Annotated in this window: 23 protein-coding genes; 22 read left to right on the plus strand and 1 reads right to left on the minus strand. The window is 29.4% G+C overall.

All coding sequences use genetic code 11. The features are described 5' to 3' along the window. The first annotated feature begins 155 nt into the window (after positions 1-155). From D2A34_RS07620 to D2A34_RS07715, 20 genes are all read left to right on the plus strand, one after another. Positions 156-998, plus strand: coding sequence for a sigma-E processing peptidase SpoIIGA (locus tag D2A34_RS07620; RefSeq protein WP_119366229.1), 843 nt, complete (start codon positions 156-158; stop codon positions 996-998). Continuing rightward, the gene (sigE, locus tag D2A34_RS07625; RefSeq protein WP_079439882.1) at positions 973-1,680 is read left to right on the plus strand and encodes an RNA polymerase sporulation sigma factor SigE; all 708 of its coding nucleotides are present in this window, start codon (positions 973-975) and stop codon (positions 1,678-1,680) included. The genes D2A34_RS07620 and sigE overlap by 26 nt, the downstream gene beginning before the upstream one ends. Before the next feature lie 82 nt (positions 1,681-1,762). Beyond that, a complete protein-coding gene (gene sigG / locus D2A34_RS07630; protein WP_079439881.1) occupies positions 1,763-2,536 on the plus strand; it encodes an RNA polymerase sporulation sigma factor SigG in 774 nt (257 codons plus the stop codon). 36 nt (positions 2,537-2,572) lie between these two features. Further along, positions 2,573-2,836, plus strand: coding sequence for a YlmC/YmxH family sporulation protein (locus D2A34_RS07635; RefSeq protein WP_079439880.1), 264 nt, complete (start codon positions 2,573-2,575; stop codon positions 2,834-2,836). 71 nt (positions 2,837-2,907) lie between these two features. Beyond that, on the plus strand, positions 2,908-3,357 hold the full coding sequence (nrdR, locus tag D2A34_RS07640) for a transcriptional regulator NrdR (protein ID WP_079439879.1): 450 nt from the start codon (positions 2,908-2,910) through the stop codon (positions 3,355-3,357). Between the two features lie 307 nt (positions 3,358-3,664). Then, positions 3,665-4,405: a peptidoglycan editing factor PgeF gene (gene pgeF / locus D2A34_RS07645; RefSeq protein WP_119366230.1), complete on the plus strand. Its 741-nt coding sequence runs from the start codon at positions 3,665-3,667 to the stop codon at positions 4,403-4,405. 14 nt (positions 4,406-4,419) lie between these two features. After that, complete coding sequence (locus tag D2A34_RS07650) at positions 4,420-5,121, plus strand: winged helix-turn-helix domain-containing protein (protein ID WP_079439877.1); 702 nt, start codon at positions 4,420-4,422, stop codon at positions 5,119-5,121. A gap of 2 nt (positions 5,122-5,123) precedes the next feature. After that, positions 5,124-6,830, plus strand: coding sequence for a sensor histidine kinase (locus tag D2A34_RS07655; protein WP_119366231.1), 1,707 nt, complete (start codon positions 5,124-5,126; stop codon positions 6,828-6,830). Positions 6,831-7,030: 200 nt separating this feature from the next. Beyond that, a complete protein-coding gene (locus D2A34_RS07660; RefSeq protein ID WP_079439875.1) occupies positions 7,031-7,948 on the plus strand; it encodes a phosphate ABC transporter substrate-binding protein in 918 nt (305 codons plus the stop codon). 23 nt (positions 7,949-7,971) lie between these two features. Further along, positions 7,972-8,865, plus strand: coding sequence for a phosphate ABC transporter permease subunit PstC (pstC, locus tag D2A34_RS07665; RefSeq protein WP_079439874.1), 894 nt, complete (start codon positions 7,972-7,974; stop codon positions 8,863-8,865). Then, positions 8,865-9,749 (plus strand): phosphate ABC transporter permease PstA, encoded by an 885-nt coding sequence (gene pstA, locus D2A34_RS07670; protein WP_119366232.1) that lies wholly within the window; start codon positions 8,865-8,867, stop codon positions 9,747-9,749. The genes pstC and pstA overlap by 1 nt, the downstream gene beginning before the upstream one ends. A gap of 9 nt (positions 9,750-9,758) precedes the next feature. After that, entirely contained in the window at positions 9,759-10,508 is a 750-nt protein-coding gene (gene pstB, locus D2A34_RS07675; protein ID WP_079439872.1) for a phosphate ABC transporter ATP-binding protein PstB, read from the plus strand. Positions 10,509-10,526: 18 nt separating this feature from the next. Next, positions 10,527-11,189 (plus strand): phosphate signaling complex protein PhoU, encoded by a 663-nt coding sequence (gene phoU / locus D2A34_RS07680; RefSeq protein WP_079439871.1) that lies wholly within the window; start codon positions 10,527-10,529, stop codon positions 11,187-11,189. Between the two features lie 293 nt (positions 11,190-11,482). Further along, positions 11,483-12,145: a phosphate signaling complex protein PhoU gene (phoU, locus tag D2A34_RS07685; protein WP_079439870.1), complete on the plus strand. Its 663-nt coding sequence runs from the start codon at positions 11,483-11,485 to the stop codon at positions 12,143-12,145. A gap of 362 nt (positions 12,146-12,507) precedes the next feature. After that, the gene (locus D2A34_RS07690; protein ID WP_119366233.1) at positions 12,508-14,502 is read left to right on the plus strand and encodes a methyl-accepting chemotaxis protein; all 1,995 of its coding nucleotides are present in this window, start codon (positions 12,508-12,510) and stop codon (positions 14,500-14,502) included. A 161-nt stretch (positions 14,503-14,663) separates the two neighbouring features. Then, positions 14,664-15,074 (plus strand): peptide deformylase, encoded by a 411-nt coding sequence (locus tag D2A34_RS07695; protein ID WP_119366234.1) that lies wholly within the window; start codon positions 14,664-14,666, stop codon positions 15,072-15,074. An 823-nt stretch (positions 15,075-15,897) separates the two neighbouring features. Then, positions 15,898-16,686 (plus strand): phage replisome organizer N-terminal domain-containing protein, encoded by a 789-nt coding sequence (locus tag D2A34_RS07700; RefSeq protein ID WP_243128274.1) that lies wholly within the window; start codon positions 15,898-15,900, stop codon positions 16,684-16,686. 184 nt (positions 16,687-16,870) lie between these two features. After that, the gene (locus D2A34_RS07705; protein ID WP_119366236.1) at positions 16,871-18,205 is read left to right on the plus strand and encodes a DUF512 domain-containing protein; all 1,335 of its coding nucleotides are present in this window, start codon (positions 16,871-16,873) and stop codon (positions 18,203-18,205) included. 56 nt (positions 18,206-18,261) lie between these two features. Then, the gene (gene der / locus D2A34_RS07710) at positions 18,262-19,578 is read left to right on the plus strand and encodes a ribosome biogenesis GTPase Der (protein WP_079438349.1); all 1,317 of its coding nucleotides are present in this window, start codon (positions 18,262-18,264) and stop codon (positions 19,576-19,578) included. Between the two features lie 2 nt (positions 19,579-19,580). Continuing rightward, on the plus strand, positions 19,581-20,573 hold the full coding sequence (locus D2A34_RS07715; protein ID WP_119366237.1) for an NAD(P)H-dependent glycerol-3-phosphate dehydrogenase: 993 nt from the start codon (positions 19,581-19,583) through the stop codon (positions 20,571-20,573). Positions 20,574-21,111: 538 nt separating this feature from the next. Here D2A34_RS07715 and D2A34_RS07720 read toward each other — a convergent pair. Then, positions 21,112-21,696, minus strand: coding sequence for a LysE family transporter (locus tag D2A34_RS07720; protein WP_119366238.1), 585 nt, complete (start codon positions 21,694-21,696; stop codon positions 21,112-21,114). 108 nt (positions 21,697-21,804) lie between these two features. Between D2A34_RS07720 and D2A34_RS07725 the strand changes: the two genes are divergently transcribed. Together D2A34_RS07725 and D2A34_RS26470 are read left to right on the plus strand one after the other, a co-directional pair. Then, a complete protein-coding gene (locus tag D2A34_RS07725; protein WP_423243112.1) occupies positions 21,805-22,368 on the plus strand; it encodes a helix-turn-helix domain-containing protein in 564 nt (187 codons plus the stop codon). Between the two features lie 168 nt (positions 22,369-22,536). Next, positions 22,537-22,701 carry a hypothetical protein gene (locus D2A34_RS26470; RefSeq protein WP_182629362.1) on the plus strand — a complete coding sequence of 55 codons (165 nt, stop codon included), beginning with the start codon at positions 22,537-22,539 and terminating at the stop codon, positions 22,699-22,701. Positions 22,702-22,813 lie beyond the last annotated feature (112 nt).

The raw sequence follows: 22,813 nt of genomic DNA on the forward strand, positions 1-22,813 counted from the left end.
TTAGGATGGTTTTAAATATAAAATGTAAACAAAAAAATAAAGTGTAAATATATGTAAAAAGTTTAATAAAAAAAACAAAATTATTTAATGTGATTGTGACAAATTTTTAAACTAATTAAGTATATAATAAATCCAGAAAGACTGGAGGAGTTACAATGGAAATTTATGCTGATGTTTTTATTTTTGAAAATTTTATAGTTAACTTCTTTTTGTTAAGTATAACAATGAAGTGTATAAGGCATAAATGTAAAATGGTTTCTTTAGTTATTTCAGGTTTTATCGGTGGTGTATATAGTTTAGTCTTGATAATTCCAAAACTTAATATAATAGCATCGTTACCTTGCGAATTATTAGTAGCTATAATAATGCTTAGAATGGTGTATGGAAAGACAAGCATCCTTAATATGATTAAATTATTACTTGTTTTTTTATTAATAACTTGTGCGCTAAGTGGAATTTGTTTTTTGTTTTCTTTAAGGCAAAATATATATTTGATTGGAAGTACATTTAAAATAGAAAAGTACTCCGTAAAATATATTATGCTAGGAATCATGATAATATATATTATTTTTAGTAGACTTATAGATCATATAAAAGACAAAATATTTACAAATGAATATATTTTTGAAATTGAATTTGAAGTGCAGGGCCAGCATTGTAAATTTAGAAGTTTTTTAGATACTGGAAATGAATTAAGGGAACCCATCACAAATCTTCCATGTATTCTAATTGAAGGAAATCTAATAAATCATCTGAACTTTAACGATAAAAATACATATAATATACTTTATAGTTCCATAGGGTATGGCGGTAGTCTTAAAGGTATCAGAGTTAATAATATAAAAATAAAAAATAAAAATTATTTACTTGAAAAAATCGATGCGATAATATGTCCATGTAAGGAGCGGTTGAGTAAAGAAGATGAATTCAACGCTTTATTATCAAGGGGAGTAGTGTGTGAGGGGGATGTTTATGGAAAAGTTAATTCTGCTGTTTAATAAATTGGTTTGTAAATTTAGGTTGTTTAGAAAAAAACTATATTATGTTGGAGGCAACGATGCATTGCCACCGCCATTATCAAAGGATGAAGAAGAAGATTTAGTAAATAAATTAAATGATGGCGATGAGAATATAAGAAGTATTTTAATCGAAAGGAATTTAAGACTAGTTGTTTATATCGCAAGAAAGTTTGAGAATACAGGAGTAAATGTAGAAGACCTGATATCAGTAGGTACTATAGGATTAATTAAAGCGGTGAATACTTTTAATCCGGAAAAAAAGATAAAACTTGCAACTTATGCATCTAGATGCATAGAAAATGAAATATTAATGTATCTACGAAGAAATAGTAAAATAAAGGCTGAAATTTCATTTTATGAACCGCTAAATATTGATTGGGATGGAAATGAACTTCTACTATCGGATATATTAGGAACTGAAAACGATACTGTATATAATTTGATTGAAGATGAAGTTGATAAACAATTATTAATTATGGCATTAAAGAGTTTGAATGATAGAGAAAAAGAAATTGTAAGGCTTAGATTTGGGTTGAATGGGACAAGAGAAAAGACTCAAAAAGAAGTAGCTGATATGCTTGGAATTTCTCAATCATATATATCAAGACTAGAAAAAAAAATAATTAAGAGATTGAAAAAAGAAATTAGTAGAATGATTTAGCTTGTCTTCAAGTATAAAAGTATTGCCTATCGGAGATAATGTTTAATGCAATGGATTATTACTTTCGAAGGGGTGAATACTTGTGATAATTAACAAAGTAGAAATATGTGGCGTTAATACTTCAAAACTCCCGATACTAAAAGAGAAAGAAAAGAAACAACTTTTTCTGCAGATGAAAGATGGAGATAAAAGTGCAAGAGAAACTTTTATAAAGGGAAATTTGAGATTAGTACTTAGTGTTATTCAGAGGTTTAACAATAGAGGAGAAAATATAGACGATTTATTTCAAGTTGGCTGTATTGGATTGATGAAATCAATAGATAACTTTGATTTATCGCAGAACGTTAAATTTTCAACTTATGCAGTTCCGATGATAATTGGAGAAATTAGAAGATACCTAAGAGATAATAATTCTATTAGGGTAAGCAGATCATTAAGAGATATTGCTTATAAAGCTTTAATAATGAGAGAAAAATTTATAAAGGATAATAATAAAGAACCAACAATCTCACAAATCGCAAAGGAACTTGAATTACCAAGAGAAGAAGTAGTGTTTGCATTAGATGCGATACAAGATCCGGTATCATTATTTGAACCAATTTACCATGATGGAGGAGATGCAATATATGTAATGGATCAAATAAGTGATGCTAAGAATACAGATGAACATTGGCTTGAGAATATTTCCATAAAAGAAGCAATGAAAAAACTCACAGATAGAGAAAAACTAATATTAAATTTAAGGTTCTTTAATGGTAGAACTCAGATGGAAGTTGCAGATGAAATTGGGATTTCGCAAGCGCAAGTCTCAAGATTAGAAAAGACAGCTTTAAAACATATGAGGAAGCATGTATAGAAGAGATTAATAATATTGTAATTGTGGGGGATAATTATGGAATTGGAACTACATTCACTGAATGCTATGAGAAATATGGAGGTAATAGATATATTAACAGGAACAAAAATAGGATTTATCAAAGACTTTAAAATAAGTAGTGAAGATAATAAGATTGTTGCTTTAATATTACCTGGAGAAATAAAATCATGGTTTGCTAAAGATGATGAAAAAGAAATCTTATGGAAAGATATAGTTAAAATAGGCACTGATGTTATATTGGTAAAAGCTAATGAAAAAGTAAGTGAAAACAATATATAGCCATATTTTAAAATTATATGTATAATGATTATAAGATTTTAATACACGAAAGCAAAGAGGTGAATGAAAGTATGAAATGTCCATTTTGCGGATTTGAAGAAAGTAAAGTTGTTGATTCAAGATCAACAGACGATAATACAACAATTCGAAGAAGAAGAGAATGCTTAAAATGTGCCAAACGATATACTACATACGAAAAAATAGAAGATTTTCCTATTTTAGTAATCAAAAAAGATCTGACTAGAGAAAATTTTAATAAAGAGAAAATTATTACTGGATTAATTATTGCATGCCAAAAAAGACCTGTGTCTAGAAAACAGATTGAAGATATAGCTTATGATATAGAGAAAACAATATCTAATAGTATGCTTACAGAGATACCATCAAAAGATATAGGAGAAATGGTTATGGCCAGACTAAAAGAGTTGGATGAAATATCATATGTAAGATTTGCATCAGTATACCGCCAGTTTAAGGATATAAATACTTTTTTAGAAGAAATAAAAAATCTCGTAACATAATTATACTATTGAGGATATTGAATAAATTCAATGTCCTTTTTATAATTGTTTAGATATAATATATAAAAATAATGAGGAATTCATATAGATTCCATTTAAATTAAATATCTTATGATATTGTTATATATAAGTTAAAATTTAGTTAATTAAGCTGATAAATGCTAAATAGAATGTTAAGATTAAGTAAGTAAAATGCTAAATAAATCATAAAAATATATCCATAGATATTGTTGATAATAAAGAAGAAAAATAAAATTTAAGTGGATACCTTAAGTGATAAGATAAATTTAGTGGAGGATTAAATATAGTGAATAAATTGGACTTAAAAGTATTAGATAAGCAAGAAGATTTTTTTATAATAAATGGTAAAGAATTTAATATTGGATTTACAAATGCAGAGAAGGAAAGAAGTTTTAACAGAAATACAGAAGAAGGTATAAAAGAGCTCAATTCATTAAAAGAGGAATTTGGAGCCAATGAAGTGATATACCTAAAACAAATTCATAGTGATAAAATATTAAATTATATAGAGAATGGAAAAAGTATTAAAGATGAAGAGGCAGACGCTATAATAACAAAGGAAAAAGGGATCATTATTGGTGTTTTTACAGCTGATTGTGTACCAATCATATTAGTTGATGATGAAAAAAAGGTCGCAGCCGCAATACATAGCGGATGGAGAGGAACCTATGAATCCATTACATTTAAAACAATAGAAAAAATGAAAAAAGAATTTAGTATTAATGTTAAAAATTTAAAAGCATATATTGGGCCTCATATTAGAAAGTGTTGTTATGAGGTTTCTGAGGAATTAAAGCTTAAATTTATAGAGAAGAAAACGGAAATTAAAAAAGAAGATTTGTTTTGTGGAAGAAATCTAAATTTGGAAGTCTGCATATTAGATGATTTAAAAAAAGCCGGAATTCAAGATGAAAATATTAATAGTATAGATTTATGTACGTACTGTAGTGAAGAAGTAAAATTACATTCATATAGGAAATCTCAAGGGTCTTATGGCAGGATGTTTTCTTTTATTATTTTACGTTAAGGGGGAAATTTAATATGGCAAAAGAAAAAATATTAATAGTTGATGATGAGGAACACATAATTGAATTGCTAAGATTTAATTTATTAAATGTTGGATATGATGTTTTTACAGCCAATAATGGGATAGATGCAGTAAAAATAGCTAAGGCAGAAAAGCCTAGTTTATTATTACTAGATTTAATGTTGCCTGGAATTGACGGGTTTGACGTTTGTAAAGAAATTAAAAGAAACAATGATATGAAAAACACATCAATAATAATGTTGACAGCAAAAGGAGAAGAGTTAGATAAAATACTTGGTCTAGAGCTTGGAGCAGATGATTATATAACAAAACCATTTTCTATTAGAGAATTACTTGCACGTGTAAAAGCAGTATTAAGAAGAACAAATTCATTTAATGAAGTGGAAGAAGATGTATTCACCTCACAAAACCTAAAGATAGATTTTGAAAGGCATGAAGTGTACATTAGCGATAAGAAAGTAGATTTAACACTTAAGGAATTTGAATTACTACAAATATTAATAAAAAATAAAGGGAAAATTCTTAAAAGAGAAACTTTGTTGGACAAGATTTGGGGCTATGAATATATAGGAGAAACAAGAACAGTGGATGTTCATATAAGATATTTAAGAAAGAAAATAGAGGAAGATGATAAAAATCCTAGATTTATAGAAACTATAAGGGGTGTGGGTTATAGATTTAACCCGGCAGAATAGCTATGAGGAACAAAATTTTAACTTCGGTTATTATAACTGTGATATTTGCAATATCTATTGTTGCCTGCTCTTTTATGATGTTAATTAATATGGAACAAACTAAGATTACAAAAGAAGAGCTTAAAAATATTAATTATCTAATTTATGAACTTAATGATGTAACAGATATTAGTAGAAATGATTATGAAGATCTAAAAAATATAAAAGACATAAAAATAAATGATGTTGAAGTTAGAATCACACTTATTGATAGTAACGGAGTTGTTTTGTATGATAATGAACAAAAAAGCAGCGAAAATCATAAAGACAGAATTGAAGTGAAAGAAGCTTTTGAAAAAGGCGAAGGATATTCAGAGCGATATAGTGATACTATTAAAGGAAATTTAATTTATTATGCAACTAGATTAAGTGATAATTATGTAATCAGAAGTTCTGTCAGTATAAACACAATAACTTTGCTGCAAAAAGAAAATATCAAATATAGTTTAGGGATACTAATGCTGGTTTTACCATTTTCTTTATTTCTATCTTTAAGGCTTGTTAAGAAAATTATTGATCCAGTAAAAGAGTTAGAAAGTGTAACACTAAAAATGACTCATGGCGATTACAAGATACGAGCAAATATTGAAACTCATGATGAGCTAGGTATTTTAGGAAATAGTTTTAATAATATGGCTGATCAATTGCAAATAAAAATTCGAGAAGTAATTGATAAACAAAATAAAATTGAGTCAATATTAAAAAGCATGGAAAATGGTGTTGTTGCTGTTGATAATCATAATAGAGTAATTTCCATTAACCCTCGTGCTGAGGCGTTACTTGAAATAAGGAAAAATATTGTTGGTGAATACTTGCTAGATCATATTAATGATTATGATATAAGTAAATTTTTAATGAAGGATGAAGAGTCTGATAAGGAAATAAAATTACTTCATCCATTTGAACGGGATTATAAGATAAAAAAATCTGATATGTTTGATGGTGTAGAGAACATAGGAAAGGTTATAATATTTCAAGATATAACTGATATAAATAGAGTTGAGCTTATGAGAAGTCAATTTGTTGCTAATGTATCCCATGAATTAAAAACACCATTAACATCCATTAAGGGATTTGCAGAAACTTTAAAATTTGTAAAGGATGATGAGACAAGGGAAAAGTTTTTGGATATTATCGACAAGGAAGCTGAACGTTTATCAAGACTTATTAATGATATATTAGTATTATCAAATATAGAAAGTAATTTGGTTATTGACATGAAAGAATTTGAACCAAGTCTTGTAATTGAAGAAGTAATTAATATGATGAGAAAAACTGCAATAAATAAGAATATTAAGTTAGAGTTTATTAATAATAATAGTAAACATATTTTGGGTGATAAAGATAAATTCTATCAATTGGTTTTAAATTTAATCGAGAATGCCATAAAATATTCTAAGGATGGTTCCGGCTGTGTAGAAGTGACTAGTTATACCAAAGATGAATACTATTGCCTAAGAATAAAAGATAATGGCATAGGAATACCAGAAGAAGACATCTCAAGAATTTTTGAGAGATTCTATAGAGTGGATAAGTCGAGAAAAAAAGGCGGAACAGGTCTTGGTTTGGCTATTGTAAAACATATTGTTAAAATATTTAATGGAGAAATCAATGTTAAAAGTAAGCTAAGTGAAGGAACAATTTTTGAAGTAAAAATTCCATATATGTAAGAAATAATGCGTAAAGTGTAGAAATTTTACGCATTATTTTTTTTATTTACAAAGCAATGTTAAATTTTCTTAACAAATATCTAATATAACTTAACATTACTCTAATAATAGATTAACTAAAAGGGTATATTATAAAATATGAAAGAAGAAGAAAATTAGAAACTAACATAATATGAATTTATTAGTGGAGGTAATAGTTAATGAAGAAAAAATCGATAAAATTAATGGTGTCTGCCTTAGTGATGGCAATGTTAGGAACTGCGATGGTAGGATGCGGAAATGCATCTGGTGGAGCACCGGCAAATGACACTAAATCAGAGGGGACAAAATCAGAAGCGGTAACAGGCTCAATAACTATGAGTGGTTCATCAGCATTGTTACCGTTAATGGAGAAGACTATAGAAACATTTAATAAAAAATATCCAGATGCTGAAATTGGAGCTCAAGCAGGTGGATCTGGTACAGGTCTTACTCAAGTATTAGATGGAACAGTAAATATAGGAAATTCAGATGTATTTGCAGAAGAAAAATTAGATGCAGCAAAAGCAAAAGAATTAGTTGACCATAAAGTCGTAGCACAAGGATTTGGAATTGTAGTAAGTAAATCATTAGGAATAGATAATTTAACTTCAGCTCAAATTAAAGACATATTCTCTGGTAAAGTTACAAACTGGAAAGAAGTTGGTGGACCAGATAAAGCGATTTTATTAATCCATAGAACAGCTGGTTCAGGAACAAGAGCAACTTTCGAAAAGACAGTACTTGGTGGAGATAAATCAGCAGAAAATGAAGCTTTAGGTGTAACTCAAGATTCAAATGGTGCGGTTTTAAGTGCAATGAAAGAAAATGATGGAGCAGTTAGTTATTTAGGTCTTGCATACATGAATACAAAAGAAGCACAAGATGTTTTAAAAGTAACCAATCTTGATGGAGTAGCAGCAGATAAAGCACATATAACAGATGGTTCTTATAAATTCTGGTCTTGGGGACATATGTATACTAAGGGTGAATCAAAAGATTTATCTAAAGCGTTTATTGATTTCGTTATGAGCAGTGAAAATAAAGAAAACTTAGAAACATTAGGTTTTATTTCAGGAAGTGAAATGAAAGTAAAATAATTCAATTAAAGGATGAGTAAAAGATGGAAAAAAGAAGTTTTAAAGAAAGGCTTAAAAATGAATATTTAGGCCAAGGCTTTGCGGGACTATGTGGAATATTAATAATATTAATAACAATATCAATTATAGTATTCATAGCTTCAAAAGGTTTGAGGATATTTACAAATGACGGATATAGTTTCACTGAGTTCTTGTTTACAAATAATTGGAAGCCGAACAAAGGTGGAGAGCCTTCCTTTGGAGCTCTCGCTTTCATCTTAGGTTCAACCGCAGTATCAATAGGTGCAGTACTTTTAAGTGCACCTATTGCTATTGCTTTAGCAATTTTTGTGAATGTAATATCTAGTAAATTTGGAGTAAGAATAATTAAGCCTTCATTAGAAATATTAGTTGGAATACCTTCGGTTGTTTATGGTTGGGTAGGTATTTCTGTATTAGTTCCATTTATCAAAGATAATTTTGGGGGAATGGGATTTTCTTTGATTGCTGGAGTTTTGGTACTTTCATTGATGATATTGCCAACTATAGCAACTTTATCAATAGATGCAATAAAAACAATACCTAGAGATCATATTGAAGCATCATATGGGCTTGGAGCTACAAGGTGGCAGACGATTTCTAGAGTAATAGTTCCTGGTGCAAAAAGTGGGATACTTACAGGAGTTGTACTTGGAATAGCAAGAGCTTTTGGAGAGGCATTAGCGGTTCAAATGGTAATTGGTAATACTGTAAAGATACCAGATGGAGTTTTTACGCCAATGGCCACACTAACTAGTATTATAACGATGGACATGGCTAATACAGTTGGTGGAACTGCATGGAATGATGCATTATGGACACTAGCATTAATTTTACTTGTAATTTCTTTCATATTTATTGTAATAGTTAGAATGATAGAGAAAAGGAGTGCAAGATAATGGATGCAAAAAGAATAGATAAGATAGCTACGATTATATTCTACATTATAAGTATGTTTATCGTTTTTTTACTTGGAGCTTTTATAATATATATTTTATATAAGGGAGGCAGTATGCTAAAGCCTTCGTTCTTATTTGGTAAACCAAAATTATCAGGAGCAGGCGGAGGAATTGGACCACAATTGTTTAATTCATTCTATATGTTGATTGTTTCCTTAATTATTACAATACCAATAGGAGTAGGAGCTGGAATTTATTTAGCTGAATACGCAAAAGAAGGACCTATACTTAAATTTATAAGAATGTGTCTTGAGACAATGTCGTCTCTGCCATCTATTGTTATAGGTATGTTCGGATTACTAGTTTTTGTTAATATGGCAGGATGGGGATATTCAATTCTTGCAGGTGCTTTATCTGTAAGTATTCTTAACATTCCATCTATGACTAGAATTTCTGAGAATGCAATAGTTGCAGCAAGTAAAAGGGTTAAAGAGGCTTCTTTGGGGCTAGGAGCAACTAAGTGGCAGACCTTAGCTAAATTAACTATACCTACAGCAATGGCAGAAATATTGACTGGTGTAATATTAGCAGCTGGAAGAATCTTTGGAGAAGCAGCAGCTTTTTTATACACTGCAGGATTAAGTTCGAAAAATATAAATTTTGATACCATAAGTTTAACAGAAAAAAGTTCAGCATTTTCACTTTTTAGGCCGGCAGAGACTTTAGCAGTTCATATATGGAAGCTAAATTCAGAAGGTACAGTAGTTGATGCAGCTCAAATAGCAAACGGAACAGCAGCTGTTCTTATATTAGCGGTGCTATTATTTAATGTTTGTGCAAGATTATTAGGAAATAGATTAATGAAAGCTTATAGTGGGAAGTAGGAGATAGTTATGAATATTATAGAAACTAAAGATTTATGTTTATATTATGGAGACAATCAAGCTCTAAAAAATATTAATATGTCTATAAACAAGCATGAGGTTACAGCACTAATTGGGCCTTCTGGTTGCGGTAAGTCGACTTTCTTAAGAACTTTAAATAGAATGAATGATTTAATCGAGATTGTTAAGATAACAGGGCAAGTTCTATTCGAAGATAAAGATATATATAAAGATTATGATGATATATTTTTAAGAAAAAGAATAGGAATGGTGTTTCAAAGACCAAATCCATTTCCGATGTCTATTTACGATAACATTGCATATGGACCAAGAATACATGGTACTAAAAATAAGAAAATGTTAGATGAAATTGTTGAGAAAAGCTTAAGAGGAGCAGCCCTATGGGAAGAAACTAAAGATAGGTTAAAATCAAGTGCACTTGGAATGTCAGGTGGACAACAGCAAAGATTGTGTATTGCTAGAACTTTAGCAGTCTCACCAGAAGTAATTTTAATGGATGAACCAACATCGGCTCTAGATCCGATATCAACAGGAAAAATGGAAGAACTTATGGATGAATTGAAAAAAAATTACACAGTTGTAATAGTAACTCATAACATGCAACAAGCAGGAAGAATAGCCGATAAAACTGCATTCTTTTTAAATGGAGAAGTTATAGAATACGGAAAAACAGAAGATATATTTTATAATCCAAGAGATAAAAGGACAGAAGATTATATTACAGGTAGATTTGGCTAGGAAGGGGTATTGAGTATTATGACAAGAGGGTCGCAAGATGCAAGAGTAAAAATTATTAACAGAGAGCTATTAAATATGTCGAGTTTAGTTGAGAAGCAAATATATGAGAGTATAATTTGCTTAAAGAATTACGATTTAGATAAGGCTGATCAAATTATTAAAGATGATGATAAAGTTGATGAAATGCAAAAAACAATAGAGGAAGAATGTATAAAATTTATCGCAACAGAGCAGCCGCTCGCAACAGATTTAAGAAGAGTGTTTACAGCGTCGAAGATAGTAACGGATTTAGAAAGAATGGCTGATCATGCAGTAGATATTTGCAAGATAACAAAAAGAATGGGTGGAAATATAAATTCATTTAAAGTTTATTCAGATGAATTATGGGAAATGGATAAAAAGGTAAGAGCCATGATAAAATCATCTATAGAAGCTTATATTAATGAAGATGATGAAATGGCCTATAAAATTTGTGAAAAAGATGATGAGATTGATGCGTTTTATAAGTCTTTATTTACAAATTTAATTAACTCAATTAAATTAGATGAAGAACTAATTCAAAAAGGAGCTCAGTTACTTTTTGTTATAAAATACTTGGAAAGAATAGGAGATCACGTAACTAACATATGTGAATGGACTATTTTCTCTAAGACCGGTGTTTATGTTGATTTAAATGAATAATAGGATTATTAATAAAGGTGTCCTTATAAATTTAGGATGCCTTTGTTTATGACAATAAATATTATATAAGTAATATTTTAAATAATTAACCATGCCTTCCTTGACGCAATTATTATATTAATGTAATATAAAAATATAATAGAAATAAACTTTTTGTGATAAAGTGGCAAGAAAAAATAGGATTTTATGTCGTAATAGTAAAGGATACATATAATGGGATTATCAATATTTAAATTTATGGAATTTGAGAATTTATAACTTATAAAACTTAATTGTAAAGGGGCAATGGTACAATGACAAGAGGATCACAAGATACTAGAGTGAAAAATATAAATAGGCAGCTAGTAATTATGGCTAAGTTAGTTGAAAAACAAATATATGATAGCATGATTAGTTTAAAGAATTACGATATAGAGGCAGCAGCTAATATTATTAAAGGTGACGATAGGGTTGATGAATTACAAAAAATAATAGAAGAACTATGTATTAAGTTTATTGCGGCAGAGCAACCATTAGCCACAGATTTAAGAAAAGTTATGACTGCATCAAAGATAGTAACGGATTTAGAGAGAATGGCTGATCACGCAGTAGACATATGTAAAATAACAATGATGATTGGTGGAACTATTAACTCATTTAAAAAACATTTGGATCCATTATGGGAAATGGAGAAAAAAGTTAGAGCAATGATAGGTTTAGCTATAGAGTCATATATTAATAATGATGACGAAACTGCATACAAGATTTGTGAAAGAGACGATGAAGTGGATTCTATTTATAGATCTTTATTTACAACATTTGTTGAAGACATAAAGCTTGATGAAAGTTTAATTGATAAGGGAATAAGGCTTTTATTTGTAATAAAGTATTTAGAAAGAATAGGCGATCATGTAACAAATATTTGTGAGTGGACTATTTATTCTAAAAGTGGATCTTATGTAGATTTAAACGAATAAAGTACATGTAAACTTATACTTTGGGTGTGACTACCCGAAAGAAAGACCAGCTACTTTTGCTCGGTTGCTAGAGAATGGGACTGTGAATTTCTAATAAAGAAATTCAACAGTCCCATTCTCAATGCAACACTGCGCAAAATAGTTGGTCTTTCTTTCTGGTATTAGCTATATTCAAAGTATAAATTAAACATCTAATGTTACAAATAATAAATGGTTCAAGTTATATAAGTTCTGTGAATAAAGATGTATCTATTGCATCGAGGAAATTACAGGTTATAATGGAAGATATACTAAAGTGATTCATAGAATTGTATATAATATACGTAGTAGATATCAAAGTAATAAACTAGGGGGATAAAATTATGAAAAGTATAAAGGCAAAATTTATAGTATTTATAGGATTATTAATAGGGGTTATATGTATTGGTTTTGGGGCAATTTCATTTGTAAATTCATCAAAGGCACTAAGGTCGAATTTAGGAAAGACTCTTCCTAAAATTGCAGAACAAACTGCAGGTAAAATTCAGTGGCAGTTGGAAGGTCAATTGATATCCTTAGAATCTATTGCTGCAAGAGATGATATAAAAAATCCTAACATTTCTTGGGAAGCTAAGGCGCCAATTCTTTTAGAAGAATCAAAAAGAATTGGTAGTATGTCATTAGGAATTGCTGACAAAAATGGACATGCTAAAAATGTAGATGGAACAGATATTGAAATTAAAGATAGAGGATATTTCAAGAATGCTTTATCAGGAAAAAGCAATGCATCAGATCCAATAATAAGTAAAGCAGATGGAAATGTAATAATTGTCTATGCAGTTCCAATTAAATATAATAATGAAATCGTGGGAGTGTTAATTGAAAAAAGAGATGGTAATTGTTTAAGTGAATTAACAAATCAACTTAAAATAGGAGAAACGGGTTATGCTTTTATGATTAAAAAGGATGGTACTAATATTGCCAGCACTGATAAAGATAAGGTTATTAATATGTATAATCCAATTGAAGAAGCAAAAAAGGATACAAAGTTACAGGCTATAGCAGATATCGAGAAAAAAATGGGTGCAGGGGAAACAGGATTAGGAGAATATACTTATGGTGGAGTTGATAAATTCATAGGGTATGCTCCAGTTCAAGGAACTGAGTGGTCTGTTGGAGTTGTAGTAGTAAAAAGTGAGATTTTATCAGAATTAGATACATTGAAAATTTCCACTATTATAGCATCTGCAGTATTTATATTAATTGGTTTTTGCATAGTTTACATAGTTGCTAATACTTTGTCTAGAGCAATAAAATATACTTCAAAGCATTTAGCATTATTAGCAGAGGGAAATCTTTGTGAAGAAATTTCACCTAGAAGTTTGAATGCTACAGATGAAATTGGAGAAATGACTAAATCAATGAAAAAGATGCAAGAATCACTTGGGAAAATGATTAGACAAATAAAAGAGAATTCAACAAATATTAACAATCAATCAGATAATTTATCTTCTGTTTCAGAAGAAATATCAAGTGTATCACAAAATGTTACAGAAGCAATTTCAGAAATTGCAAGAGGGACAAGTAATCAGTCGGAAAACTTAATACTAATAACAGAAACTCTTAATGACTTTAGTGATAAATTATCAGGAATGGTTAGAGAGATACAAGTTGTAGATTCAAATTCTAGGGAAATAAGTACAATGGCAAATGAGAGCAGCAATGAAATGAATCAGTTAAATCAATCAGTAGCTAATGTAAGTGAATCATTTAAAGAGTTCTATAGTAAAATTATAGCTCTTGGAAAAGATATAAATAAGATAAATGATATTACAAATTTAATAAATAGTGTTGCAGAACAAACAAATTTATTAGCATTAAATGCTGCTATTGAAGCGGCTAGAGCAGGAGAAGCGGGAAAAGGATTCTCTGTAGTTGCAGAAGAAATAAGAAAGCTTGCTGAACAATCAAAGGATTCATCAGAAAATATTAGTAAATTAATTAATGGAATATCTAATGATACTAATGTTATAGTTGAAAATTCTGTGAGTATGGACAATGAATTAATGGATCAAGTAAAAGTTATTGATAATTCAATAGCATCATTCAAAAAGATTATAGAAGCTGTAGATGAAGTAATACCTAAAATTGAAACAGTTAAAAATTCGGCAGAGAATATAGAAAATGATAAGAATTCTATTTTGTTTAAAGTAGAAGGTTTATCTTCTGTCTCGATAGAAGTGTCAGCATCATCGGAAGAGATTTCTGCATCATCAGAGGAAATGAATGCTTCAACAGAGGAAGTAGCTTCAGCAGCTCAAATACTTAATAGTATGACTAATCAAATGATAGAGGAAGTAAATAAGTTTAAAGTTTAAATGCAGCAGATACAGAGAAATGTATCATAAATAAAGAATAATAAGTGAATTTTAGTAAAAGTAAGTATATTTTTGCATTTTATTATTATCGTGTTATTCAAATATTTTGAAATAATATCTTATTTTTTATAAAAAATAAAACTGAAAAAGAGGTATAAATTATGATAAAACCAATTGTAAAAGATATATTGTTTTTAGGACAAAAATCAGAAGAGGCAACTAAAGATGATATAGTAGTAATTGATGATTTAATAGATACATTAAGAGCAAACTTAGAGCATTGTGTTGGATTGGCTGGTAATATGATTGGAGTGAAAAAGCGTATATTGGTATTTACTGTAGGCAACCTTATTGTGCCTATGATAAATCCAGTTATATTAAAGAAGGAAAAGCTTTATGAAACAGAAGAGAGTTGTTTATCTTTAATTGGCTTTAGAAAAACAAAGAGATATGAAATGATAGAGGTGGAGTATCTTGATAGAAATTTTAAGAAGCAAAAGCAAGTGTTCACTGGATTTACAGCACAAATAATTCAGCATGAAATGGATCATTTTGAAGGTATAATAATCTGATTTAATAATTAAAATAGTACTTACTATAAGAAAAAGGTAGTTGCCTGAATATAATATAAAACATTTGGTGAAATTTATTTTAAAATTATTTTTTGGGGACACACTGTTAAAAAGGATAGAGTTGGGAGTGAATGTGTTACAAATTTAAAATTTCAATTATTCACTTAATTAAGGGCTATAGATATATTGCATTAATAATTTAAATAAAAATATGTTTAATTTATTAAAATATTTGATATAATATAAATAAGAAAAGCTTAGTGCTGGTAACACTAAGCAGTCCTTAGAACATTTATTTTGTTTTAGGGCTATTGGATAAAAATTATAGATTTATAAAAAGATTAAAGCACTAATCATTGTCGGATGGGTGCTTTTTCTCTTTGCTATTAACTTCTATATGAATTCCAAGAAAATTAATCTTGATTATCAATTTAGAAATAAAGAGATTATGTTTTAAAACTAATCTAATACTAAAAATCCTCTAATGTTGTAGAGATTATACGGCATTAGAGGATTTTGTTTATGTATTTTTTGAAAAAGTTGTCTTTAATGTGGAGTTGTTTAAAGAATATGTTGTTTTCTAATAGAAAATAATTTTGATAAAAGTATTTATATATTGTTATGTAAACCGTATATACTATATGAGACATAAATTTTTGGAAAGAACAAATTAGTTGAGGACATTGTAAAATGCACACATTAGAAAGAGCAGCTATGCACTTATAAAAAAAGTAGCTATGCTACAATAATGGAACTTTTTTGCATACAAGAACAATTTGTGGATTAACTTGTTAGTATATAAATATTAAGGGGGATGATGAAGATGAGAGAAAGAAAATACGTTAAATTTAGAGTGGATATGTATGATGATACTAAGTTTAAAATTATTGATACAAAGCCTGAGAGAGACCTTCTTCATTATATTTGGAATAGGGTGGTTATTTTAGCTGGAAAAGTTAATTTAGAAGGGGAATTATATCTTTCTAAAACTATTCCTTACTCGCTAGAAACCTTAGCTATAGAGTTCAATAGAGATATTAATCAAGTTAAGTTAGCTTTGAATATATTAATGGAATTGGAGATGCTTGAATTTATTGAAGGTAAAATTTATAAAGTGAAAAATTTTGCAAAGCATCAAAATATTAAGGTTAAGGAAAAGGATAAAATTATAAATCAAGAAAGTAGCTCAAAAAGTAATGAAACTCAAATAAAAGAAGATTTTAAAGGGGAAACTAAAGATATTAGTAGAAACATTGTAGATGAAGAATCGAAAGGGAAAATATTAAATGAACTAATAATTACAAATAATCATGAAGCAGTAGAAAAGAAAGATGAAATTACTGAAGATTTAAAGGTTACTAATATGGAGATATGTAAAACAGAAGATAATATGAGTTTTAACAAGGATAAGAATAGATCGGAAAATAGTAAACCTATTATTTTAGAAGTTAATAGAAGTAATTGTGTAAAGAAAAAGAAGAAAAAAGACAGCTCGTCTGATATTTTTGAATTGTTTGAAGAAAAAGATGATAACTTTATATCAAATTTTAGTGAAGGAGAATATAAATTAAATCCAGGTGAATGCATTCTCACAAGTTTCGCTTTTGATTGATGTAAGGTAGACGTCTTTAAATATGGTAATAAGGCATTGAGCCGTTCAGTTTTTAAATTATAGATGCAAGTTAAATTACAAGGCTAATTACTTATCTGACTTGCTATAGCATGAATTTATTGACTTAACTAAGGTATTAATGTAATATAACAAGGATAAGTATGTTATAATTGGGAGTGATAACATGAAAAATATTATAACAAAAGTAATCCCAAATGGTATTGCTGAAGAAGTCGGCATTGAAGTAGATGATGTTCTACTATCTATTAATGATAAGAAAGTAAATGATATTATAGATTACAAATTTTTATCAGCAGATGAAGAAATCATTTTAGAGGTAGAAAAAAGTAATGGTGAAGTATGGGAAATTGAAGTTGAAAAAGAATATGGTGAGGATTTAGGCATAGAATTTGGCGGCGGTATAATGGATAAAGCAAAATCATGCAGCAATAAATGTATATTTTGTTTTATTGATCAGCTTCCAAAGGGAATGAGAGAAACACTGTATTTTAAGGATGATGATTCAAGATTATCGTTTCTTCAAGGGAATTTTGTTACATTAACTAATATGAAGGATGAAGATATTGATAGAATAATACAATATCACATAAGTCCTATTAATGTATCTGTCCATACAACAAATCCAGAGCTAAGAGTTCAGATGCTTAATAACAGGTTTGCAGGTAATGTTTTTGAAAGAATGAAAAAACTTGCGGCTGCAGGCATTACAATGAATGCACAAATAGTTTCAGTTCCAGGAATAAATAATGGAGATGAACTTAAAAGGACTATTACAGATTTATATACATTATATCCAAGTGTTTCAGATTTGGCGGTAGTACCAATAGGTATAACTAAGTTTAGGGATAATCTTAAACATGTTAATACTTATACAAAAGAAGAATCAGCAAAAGAAATTGAAAGTGTTAAGAAACTTCAAGAAAAATATGTTAAAGAGACAGGGAAGCCCTTCGTCAGATTATCTGATGAGTTTTATTTAGTTGCAGAAAAAGAAATCCCAGATCAAGAGTTTTATGATGACTATCATCAAATAGAAGACGGTATAGGGATGGTTAGATGCTTTAGAGACGCAATAGATAATACTTTAGATGATTTAGATGCAAGTATGAAGGGAAGCTTTTCTATTGTTACAGGAGAGCTGGCGTATAATGAGCTATTAGAAGCTAGTAATAAAATTAAGAACAAAAATCCTAATATACAGCTTGATGTACATAAAATAATAAATAATTTTTTTGGAGAAACAATTACTATAGCAGGACTTTTAACTGGAACTGATATAATAAATCAAATGAGGGGAATAATAAATACTAAGTATTTAATTATGTCCAACAATATGTTTAGAAAAGGGTATGAACTAGCAGATTCGTCAGAACAAATAATGTTAGATGATACTAAGATTAAAGATATTGAATCAGCTTTAGATGTTAAGGTAATAGTAGTTGATTATACAGGTGAAGATCTAATCGAAAAACTTAATAAGGCATATGAAATAAAATAGACTAGCATGCTGACTCGTCATTTTTTGAATGTGCATAAATACAAGGAGGAATTTTAATGGGTAAACCAATAGTTGCTATAGTTGGAAGACCGAATGTTGGGAAATCGACATTGTTTAATAAATTAGCAGGGAAAAGAATTTCAATAGTTCAAGATACACCAGGAGTTACAAGGGATAGGGTGTATGCAGAGGCTGAATGGCTAAGTTATAATTTTACTATGATAGATACAGGTGGTATTGAACCAGAAAATAATGATATCATAATAAAACAAATGAGAAGACAAGCGAATATTGCAATTGAAACAGCAGATGTAATAATTTTTATAGTTGACGGTAAGGAAGGATTAACTGCCGCAGACAGTGAAGTTGCTACTATGCTTAGAAAGAGTAAGAAACCAGTAGTTTTAGTTGTTAATAAAGTCGATAATTTAAAAGATGAAAACAATGCATATGAATTTTATAATTTAGGAATAGGTGATCCTGTAACAATATCGGCAGGTCAAGGACTAGGTCTTGGTGATATGCTTGATGAAGTAGTTAAATATTTTGATAAATCAGTTTACGATGCTGATGAGGATGAATATATCAGAATAGCTATGATTGGTAAACCTAATGTAGGAAAGTCTTCTTTAATTAATAAATTGCTTGGAGAAGAAAGAGTAATAGTTTCTGATATTCCAGGAACTACAAGAGATTCAATAGATAGTCATTTGGAAACAGCGGAAGGTAAATTTATCTTAGTTGATACTGCTGGACTTAGAAGAAAGAGTAAAGTAAAAGAAGAAATTGAAAGATATAGTGTTATAAGAACTTATACTGCTATTGAAAGAGCGGATGTATGCATACTTATGATTGATGCAACAGAAGGTATTACAGAGCAAGATGAAAAGATAATAGGTTATGCTCATGAATTGAGAAAAGCTATTATGGTTATCGTTAATAAATGGGATTTGGTTGAAAAGGACGGTAAAACATTAGATAAGTTTAAAAAAGAATTACAAGGAAACCTAAAATTCTTAAGTTATGCTGAATATCTATTTATATCAGCCCTAACAGGCCAAAGAACTCATAAGGTACTTCAAGTTGCTAAGTACTGCTATGATAACTACAATAAGAGAATTTCAACAGGAATATTAAATGATGTTATAAGTAAAGCTGTTCTTATGAAGGAACCACCAGTTGTTGGAATTAAGAGAATGAAAATTTATTATGCGACTCAAGTTGCGACTAAGCCGCCTAAGTTTGTTTTCTTCGTAAATGATGAAAGTGCAAGACATTTCTCATATGAAAGATATTTGGAAAATCAATTAAGAGATAGTTTTGATTTTAAAGGAACTGGTATCCAGATTGAATATAGACAAAGAAAGGAATAGTTATGAGTAAGATTACTTTTTTAGGAGGAGGAAGCTTTGGAAGTGCCTTAGCTGTTTTACTTGCAGAAAAAAATCATATTGTTAGTATTTACGATAGGGACGAAAATGTTGTTAATGAAATAAATCTTAAAAGAACAAATGAAAAGTATATGAAAGATTTAAGATTTCCTAAAGGGGTAACTGCATTTAATAGTATTGAGGAAGCAATAGATGGTACTGATTATATAGTATTAGCGGTGCCATCACATGTTATTAGAAAAATGTGTATAGCACTTAAAGGGAAAATACCTGCGAGTATCCCTATAATATCAATTGCAAAAGGAATTGAGGAAGATAGCGATAAGAGACTTTCTGTTGTAATTGAAGAGGAGTTAGAAAATCCAGTTGTAATTTTATCAGGACCAAGCCATGCGGAGGAAGTTGTTATGAAGTTGCCGACAACCATTGTGAGTACATCTAAAGATATGCACTTTGCTGCTACGGTTCAAGACTTATTTATGACTCCGTACTTTAGAGTATATACTAATGATGACATTATTGGAGTTGAGGTTGGCGGTGCTGTTAAAAATGTCATTGCATTAGCGGCAGGAGTTATTGATGGACTTGGTTATGGAGATAATACAAAAGCTGCACTTCTAACTAGAGGTATGAAGGAAATTTCTAGAGTGGGAATAGCCCTCGGAGGAAGAGCAGAAACCTTTTATGGGTTAACTGGTATGGGGGATTTAATAGTAACGTGTACATCTATGCATTCAAGGAATAGAAGAGCTGGATTATTAATAGGAAAAGGAATGTCCCTTGAAGAAGCATTGAAAGAAATAGGCATGGTAGTTGAAGGGGTAAAAGCATGTAGGGCTTTTTATCAACTAAAAGAAAAGATAGGTATATCAATGCCGATAACTGATGGACTTTATAAAGGGCTGTTTGAAAGCAAAAATGCTAAGTCAATAGTAGATGAGCTTATGAATAGAGATAAAAAAAGTGAATTATTTTAATATCTGCATTTAAGTGGGTGGTTAATTGAATCACAAAAGAAAATGAGTAGTGTATAGAAAAAACATAAAAATCATATTGTATAATAAAGATAGATTATTTTAAAAGAGATGGTCTATCTTTTTTTATTCTAAGAGAGTTTTTAATATAGCAGTGCGTTATTATGTATATAATAGATGGTTGTTTATGATGGTAGACAAAGCATTAGAATTTAAAATATGGTTTAGGATAATGAAGGGTGAACCATATCATAAATAAAGGATAGTGTGTAAAATTAAGGAATGATACTATGGCTATCAAGCTACTCTAAAAGGAAATAACAAAAGAAACTGTTGCACATTCTAATCTAAAAAATAACAATAAGCAAAACTAGGGAAATTGAATTAATAGAGCTTAATATAAATGATAATTTAATAATGTATCTAAGTTATGGAGGAGAACCAAGTCCAGATGGAGGAGGTTCTCCTTTTTCTGTTGTTTCAAGAAGAATGTTGATGATAAATCCTGTGAATATAAAAATTTATATATAATTTATTAACATTAAAGGAATAATGAAATTGCACAATAGACTAGCAGTAGCGACATAGTAATATTAACAATTTTATTATGTTGGACAAGAAATTTTTGAGCTAAAGAACCAAACAAAGACCAGCAGCAAGTTGCCACAAAACCAATAAGGGCAAGGATTCCAGAAAAGATAGTAAGCATAAGTACAGATTTATAATATGGTATTATAAATGTAGAAACTGTCATAATGCCATAAATGATAGTATTTGGATTAAAAAATTGTAAAAGTAGCCCATATAAAAATGTGTTTGTAGGATTTGAGATGATATTATTGCTATTAGGTGTACTCTTATATGTTTTTAGGGCAAGCCAGAGTATGTAAATGGCACCAATGCAGGACATAATTGGTTTGATTGATGGCATAATACTGTAAAGAGCTATGCTGAAAATACTACAAAGAATCATTATAATAAAAACGCCAAAGAATATACCTATATTAAATCTGATACTCTTTTTAAATCCGTATCGACTAGCATTTGACATTGATATAATAGTATTTGGTCCAGGGGATAAGTTTGAAACAAGTACATAAAATAGAAATGCTGTAAAATTTGTCATAAATATTTACCTCCTAATTATTGTGTGATATAATATACGAAAAGAACAATATATTGCACTGTGCAATATAATGCTAACATGTGTGCGATATATTGTCAATGAATTGGAGTGAAACTTTTGGATAAATTTAGTTTTATTATTGCTGAAAATTTAAAGCGATTTCGTGATGAAAGAAAATTAAGTCTTGACAATGTGTCAAAACTTTCTGGTGTAAGCAAAAGTATGCTTGGTCAGATTGAACGAGGTGAAGCCAATCCTACAGTATCAACAGTATGGAAGATAGCAAATGGTCTTAAAATATCATTTACAGAACTTATGATTAAAGCAGAGCCTAATATTGAAATTGTAGATAAATCTCAAGTGCAGCCACTTGTTGAGGATAACAATAGGGTTAGGATATTTCCTGTATTTCCATTTGAGAGTATAAGAAGGTTTGAAATGTATTCAATTGAATTTGATTCTAAAGGTTATCTATCGACAGAAGCTCATCAACAAGGTACACAGGAATTTATCACTGTATTTTCTGGCAAGCTTAATGTCAGCATAAATGGTGAAAATTATACTGTAACAGCAGGTAATTCTATAAGATTTAAGGCAGATTCTATTCACTCTTATAAAAATGTTTGTGAAGAGATTTGTTTATTGAGTATGGTTATTTATTACCCAATGTAGGATTAATTTAGTTTAATAATGGGAATTATACAGGATTATAAGGAATTTGTTGTATAGGTGAGAAAGAGAAAACGGTTATCACTTGCTAATGATACGGTGAACCGTACCACAAATAACGTAGACTTTGTTTAAAATGTTGATATGACTGGCCATAAGGAAGATAATAGTGTGCTAATCATAAGTGAGATAGCTATAGAAAACAAGAAAGATATAGATAGCATAGAGCTTCACTTTGATGAAAAGGTACAGAAATATTTTATAGATAAAAACGAGAGAGAATCTCCAGATGATGGAGGTTCTCCTTCGTTTATTTTGTTTACTATTAAAATATAGTTGATTAATACATCTACTAATGAAATGGAGTTTTATGAGCTATGATATAATTAACATAAATTACTATACGAGTTACTACATAATAGTAGAATGTTGTTTATTAATCTTAAAT

Source organism: Clostridium chromiireducens (genome assembly GCF_003575225.1).
Classification (GTDB): domain Bacteria; phylum Bacillota; class Clostridia; order Clostridiales; family Clostridiaceae; genus Clostridium; species Clostridium chromiireducens.

Coding starts and splice junctions, on each gene's coding strand:
- D2A34_RS07705 (WP_119366236.1), top strand. CDS start 16,871: ATGAAAAATATTATAACAAAAGTAATCCCAAATGGTATTGCTGAAGAA.
- D2A34_RS07715 (WP_119366237.1), top strand. CDS start 19,581: ATGAGTAAGATTACTTTTTTAGGAGGAGGAAGCTTTGGAAGTGCCTTA.
- nrdR (WP_079439879.1), top strand. CDS start 2,908: ATGAAATGTCCATTTTGCGGATTTGAAGAAAGTAAAGTTGTTGATTCA.
- D2A34_RS07695 (WP_119366234.1), top strand. CDS start 14,664: ATGATAAAACCAATTGTAAAAGATATATTGTTTTTAGGACAAAAATCA.
- pstB (WP_079439872.1), top strand. CDS start 9,759: ATGAATATTATAGAAACTAAAGATTTATGTTTATATTATGGAGACAAT.
- phoU (WP_079439871.1), top strand. CDS start 10,527: ATGACAAGAGGGTCGCAAGATGCAAGAGTAAAAATTATTAACAGAGAG.
- pstA (WP_119366232.1), top strand. CDS start 8,865: ATGGATGCAAAAAGAATAGATAAGATAGCTACGATTATATTCTACATT.
- D2A34_RS07660 (WP_079439875.1), top strand. CDS start 7,031: ATGAAGAAAAAATCGATAAAATTAATGGTGTCTGCCTTAGTGATGGCA.
- D2A34_RS07720 (WP_119366238.1), bottom strand. CDS start 21,696: ATGACAAATTTTACAGCATTTCTATTTTATGTACTTGTTTCAAACTTA.
- D2A34_RS07650 (WP_079439877.1), top strand. CDS start 4,420: ATGGCAAAAGAAAAAATATTAATAGTTGATGATGAGGAACACATAATT.
- pstC (WP_079439874.1), top strand. CDS start 7,972: ATGGAAAAAAGAAGTTTTAAAGAAAGGCTTAAAAATGAATATTTAGGC.
- D2A34_RS07700 (WP_243128274.1), top strand. CDS start 15,898: ATGAGAGAAAGAAAATACGTTAAATTTAGAGTGGATATGTATGATGAT.
- der (WP_079438349.1), top strand. CDS start 18,262: ATGGGTAAACCAATAGTTGCTATAGTTGGAAGACCGAATGTTGGGAAA.
- D2A34_RS07620 (WP_119366229.1), top strand. CDS start 156: ATGGAAATTTATGCTGATGTTTTTATTTTTGAAAATTTTATAGTTAAC.
- D2A34_RS07690 (WP_119366233.1), top strand. CDS start 12,508: ATGAAAAGTATAAAGGCAAAATTTATAGTATTTATAGGATTATTAATA.
- D2A34_RS07655 (WP_119366231.1), top strand. CDS start 5,124: ATGAGGAACAAAATTTTAACTTCGGTTATTATAACTGTGATATTTGCA.
- sigE (WP_079439882.1), top strand. CDS start 973: ATGGAAAAGTTAATTCTGCTGTTTAATAAATTGGTTTGTAAATTTAGG.
- D2A34_RS07635 (WP_079439880.1), top strand. CDS start 2,573: ATGGAATTGGAACTACATTCACTGAATGCTATGAGAAATATGGAGGTA.
- phoU (WP_079439870.1), top strand. CDS start 11,483: ATGACAAGAGGATCACAAGATACTAGAGTGAAAAATATAAATAGGCAG.